Raw genomic sequence first — 4403 nt, forward strand, 5'->3', positions numbered from 1 at the left:
CGCTGCGGCCATCAGGCGGCGGCCGCCATAAGCGCGGTGAAACGATCGAACAGCGGCGCCACGTCGCGCGGGCCCGGCGAGGCTTCCGGATGCCCCTGGAAGCTGAAGGCCGGCGCGTCGGTGAGCGCGATGCCCTGGTTGCTGCCATCGAACAGCGAGCGATGGGTGACGCGCACGTTGGCCGGCAAGGTCGCCTCGTCCACCGCGAAACCATGGTTCTGCGAGGTGATCATCACCCGGCCGCTGTCCAGATCCTGCACCGGATGGTTGGCGCCGTGGTGGCCGTGGCCCATCTTCAGGGTCTGCGCGCCAGCGGCCAGCGCCAGCAACTGGTGGCCCAGGCAGATGCCGAAGGTCGGGATCTTGCGCGCCAGCAGTTCCTTGATCGCGGCGATCGCGTAGTCGCACGGCGCCGGGTCGCCAGGGCCGTTGGACAGGAACACGCCGTGCGGGTTCATCGCCAGCACCTCGGCGACCGGCGTCTGCGCCGGCACCACGGTCACCTCGCAGCCGCGCTCGGCGAGCATGCGCAGGATGTTGAGCTTGACCCCGTAGTCGTAGGCGACGACCTTGAACTTGGGCTCGGCCGTGACGAAGGCGTTGCTGTCCAGGTCGAGCTGGCCGTCGCGCCAGGGATAGGACTTGTCGGTGGAGACCACCTTGGCCAGATCCATGCCCTTCAGCCCCGGGAACTTGCGCGCCGCGTCCAGCGCGGTGTCCACGTTCACCTCGCCGGCCATCAACGCGCCGTTCTGCGAGCCCTTCTCGCGCAGGATGCGGGTCAGCTTGCGGGTGTCGATGCCGGCGATGGCGACCACGCCGCGCTGGATCAGCCAGTCCGGCAGCGCCACCTGGTTGCGCCAGTTGCTGGGGCGGCGCGGCACGTCGCGCACGATCAGGCCGGCCGACCAGACCTGGGCGGCCTCGTCGTCCTGGTCGGTGCAGCCGGTGTTGCCGATATGCGGATACGTCAGCGTGACCAGTTGGCGGGCGTAGGAGGGATCGGTGAGGATCTCCTGGTAGCCGGTCATGGCGGTGTTGAACACCACTTCGCCGACAGACAGGCCGGCAGCGCCTACGGATTCGCCCTCGAACACGGTGCCGTCTTCAAGGACAAGGATTGCGGGTTGAGTCACGGGGTTCGCCTTGGGGAGAGAGGAACCCTGCCCCACCAACTTGCAGGCTGCAAGAAACCGCGAACTCGGCGCTTCTCCGGGTCCGTGGCGATGGGTAACAGGCGAGCGAGAATTGTACCGGCGCGGGGCGGTCCGCGCCAGCCGTTTATGTGAAAACCGCGTTCAGCCGAGCAGGTCGCGCAGCCGATAGGCCCCGGGCGCACGCCCCGGCAGGCGCGCGGCGGCATGCAACGCGCCACGGGCGAAGATGTCGCGGTTGCTGGCGCGGTGCACCAGTTCGACCCGCTCGCCGAGTCCGGCGAACTGCACCAGGTGTTCGCCGACGATGTCGCCGGCACGCAGGCTGGCGTAGCGCGGGGTCGCGCCGCCGTGCGCGGCCGCGTCGCCGAGGGTCAGCGCCGTGCCGGAGGGCGCGTCCTGCTTGTGCACATGGTGGGATTCGACGATGTCGCAATCCCAGCCCGGCAGCGCCGCGGCGGCGCGCTCGACCAGATCGTGCAGCACCGCCACCCCCAGGCTGAAGTTCGAGGCCCAGATCAGCGGAATGCGTTCGGCGGCAGCGGCCAGCGCCTGCCGCTGCGCGTCCTCCAGTCCGGTGGTGCCGGACACCAGCGCCGCACCGCGCGCGGTGCACAGGGCCAGCACCGGGTCGAAGCCCTGCGGCAGGCTGAAATCGATCGCCACGTCGAAGGGCGGCACGCCGCCCAGTTCGGCTGCGGCGAAGTACGGCACGCCGTCGATCACCCGCTGCGCCGGCGCGCGCCGCACCACCGCGGCCACCACTTGCAGCGCCGGGTCCTGCGCGGCCAGCCGCAACAACGCCTGGCCCATCCGGCCGGACGCACCATGGATCAACACACGCAGCGGAGAAGTCGTCATCGGCACAAGGCTAGCGGTTTGCGCGCGGGTGCGACAGAGGGCGCGCACGCCCGAGACGCAAGCGTCCCACGCGCCACCTCGGACGTGGCGATGCTTCCTTCGTCGTGGCTGAAGCCCTCCCACAAGGGCGTGGCGGCACTGGAAGCGACAAAAAAGCCGCCGGGCGAGGCACCTGGCACCTGCCAAGAGACATCGCAGCCGATCGGACACCCCCGGTGGGAGGGGCTTCAGCCCCGACGCATTGCACCGACCCAATCGGGCATGCACCTGTCGACGCCATCGCTCCCACCAAGAGGGGAGCACACTCGCCGGATCGATCAACCGCCCTACTCGGCCGCCGCCTGCCCCAACAGGCGCTTGTCCCAGTCCTCCACCGCACGCTGCGCCAGGCGCCGCTCGAACAGGGTGCGCCAGTTCGGCACCAGCGGCAGCGCCAGCACCTGTTCGAGTTGTGCCGTGTCCACTTCGCGCCGGTACAGCAGCGCGATCAGCCGCGTCAGCGGCCATGCCGGATACGGACGCTCCAGCAGCACCAGACTGTCGCCGGCGGCGACCTCGCCGGGCTGCAGCACGCGGTAGTACCAGCCGGTGCGGCCGCTGTCCTGCACGCGCCGCGCCAGCGCGGCCACGCCGAACCGGTCGGACAGCTTCCAGCACGGCTGCCGCGACTGCGACACCTCGACCAGGGACGTGCCCAGGCGCAGCCTGTCGCCCAGGCACAGGTCGGCTTCGGTCACCCCGCTACTGCTGAGGTTCTCGCCGAACGCGCCCGGCGCGTCCAGCAAGGCATGTGCGCCGAGTTCCTCGCCCCAGGCCGGGTAGTGATCGCGCGGGTAATGGTGCAAGGCCTTGTCGGGACCGCCATGCACGCGGCGGTCGCCCTGCTCGTCCAGCTCCAGCCCCTCCGGGCCGATGCGCAGGCGTCCGTCCTGGGGCCGCTTGTCGATCGCGCTACGGCTGCCTGGGCGGGTGAACGCCTGCGCGCGGCCGACCAGGACCGCGTCGATGGTCCAGGACGCGACGGCGGCATCGGACGACGTCATCGACGGAGGCGACGCCGGACTCAGGCCGTCGCGCGCCGGTGCGCAGCGACCTCGTCCTGCAGCAGCGCACCGAGGATGCGCACGCCGGTCTCGATGCGTTCGGCCGGCACGGTCACGAACGACAGCCGCAAGGTATTGCGCTGCGGCGCGACCGCGAAGAACGGCGCGCCCGGCACGAACGCCACGTTGCGCTCGATCGCCTTGCTCAGCAGCGCGCCGCCGTCCATGCCCTCCGGCAGTTCGACCCAGATGAACATGCCGCCGGCCGGGCGGTTCCAGCGCACCTGCGCCGGGAAATACTTGGTTAGCGCCGCCAGCATCTGCTCGCAGCGGCTGGCGTACAGCGTGCGGATGCCGGGGATGTGCGCATCCAGGAAGCCGTCCTGCACCGCCTCGTAGACGATGCGCTGGCTGAACGAGGGCGTGTGCAGATCCGCCGCCTGCTTGGCCTGCACCAGCTTGGCGTGCACCGGCTCCGGCGCGACCAGGTAGCCCAGGCGAAGACCCGGAGCGAACACCTTGGAGAACGAGCCCATGTAGATGGCGCCATCCGGGTTCATCGACAGCAGGCTCGGCAGCGTGTCGCCGCTGTAGCACAGCTCGCCGTAGGGATCGTCCTCGACGATGGGCACGCCGGCCGCGGCCGCACGCGCTACCAGCGCCTGGCGCCGGTGCAGCGGCAGGCGCCGTCCGGTCGGATTCTGGAAGTTCGGCAGCACGTACATGAAGCGCGCGCCGGCCAGTTGCGCATCGTCCAGCGCGTCCACCACCACGCCGTCGTCGTCCGACTGCATCGCCGCGAACGCCGGCTGGAACAGCGAGAACGCCTGCAGCGCGCCAAGATAGCTGGGCGTCTCCACCAGCACCTTGCTGCCTTCGTCGATGAACACCTTGCCGAGCAGGTCCAGACCCTGCTGCGAACCGGTGGTGATCAGCACCTGGCTGGGACGGATATGGGCGCCGTCGCGGCTCAGCCGCGCCGCGACCCATTCGCGCAGCAACAGATAGCCTTCGGTCGGGCCGTACTGCAGCGCCGCCTGTGGCGCGTCGCGCAGCACCTTGTCGCAGGCCTCGCGCATGCGCTCGACCGGGAAGGTATCCGGCGACGGCAGGCCGCCGGCGAAGGAGATCACTTCAGGCCGTTCGGTGACCTTGAGGATTTCGCGGATCGCCGAACTGGTCAGCGCCTGCGCACGGCGGGAGAACTGGAATGGACTGGTCATCGGCATAGGATAGTCGTCGCCATCGCGACGCGCATGTGCGGCGCACAAGCGATGCGCCGGCCAGCAACGGGCGACGCGACTCAGTGCCGCCGCGGCGGCGTCGGCCCGCAGCTGTCGCAGCC

The 4403-nt window shown here is 70.2% G+C and carries 4 protein-coding genes; all 4 read right to left on the reverse strand.

The window, feature by feature from the left end:
- Positions 1-11: 11 nt before the first annotated feature.
- Positions 12-1136, reverse strand: coding sequence for a glutamine-hydrolyzing carbamoyl-phosphate synthase small subunit (gene carA / locus D588_RS0108145; RefSeq protein ID WP_026143502.1), 1125 nt, complete (start codon positions 1134-1136; stop codon positions 12-14).
- Positions 1137-1298: 162 nt separating this feature from the next.
- Positions 1299-2015, reverse strand: coding sequence for a 4-hydroxy-tetrahydrodipicolinate reductase (gene dapB / locus D588_RS0108150; protein WP_081613515.1), 717 nt, complete (start codon positions 2013-2015; stop codon positions 1299-1301).
- Between the two features lie 326 nt (positions 2016-2341).
- Positions 2342-3058, reverse strand: coding sequence for an MOSC domain-containing protein (locus tag D588_RS0108155; RefSeq protein ID WP_017915615.1), 717 nt, complete (start codon positions 3056-3058; stop codon positions 2342-2344).
- 20 nt (positions 3059-3078) lie between these two features.
- The gene (locus D588_RS0108160) at positions 3079-4287 is read right to left on the reverse strand and encodes a PLP-dependent aminotransferase family protein (protein WP_017915616.1); all 1209 of its coding nucleotides are present in this window, start codon (positions 4285-4287) and stop codon (positions 3079-3081) included.
- Positions 4288-4403 lie beyond the last annotated feature (116 nt).

The sequence above is a fragment of the Xanthomonas sp. SHU 308 genome (assembly GCF_000364645.1).
Taxonomy (GTDB): Bacteria; Pseudomonadota; Gammaproteobacteria; order Xanthomonadales; family Xanthomonadaceae; genus Xanthomonas_A; species Xanthomonas_A sontii.

Coding starts and splice junctions, on each gene's coding strand:
- D588_RS0108160 (WP_017915616.1), bottom strand. CDS start 4,287: ATGCCGATGACCAGTCCATTCCAGTTCTCCCGCCGTGCGCAGGCGCTG.
- dapB (WP_081613515.1), bottom strand. CDS start 2,015: ATGACGACTTCTCCGCTGCGTGTGTTGATCCATGGTGCGTCCGGCCGG.
- D588_RS0108155 (WP_017915615.1), bottom strand. CDS start 3,058: ATGACGTCGTCCGATGCCGCCGTCGCGTCCTGGACCATCGACGCGGTC.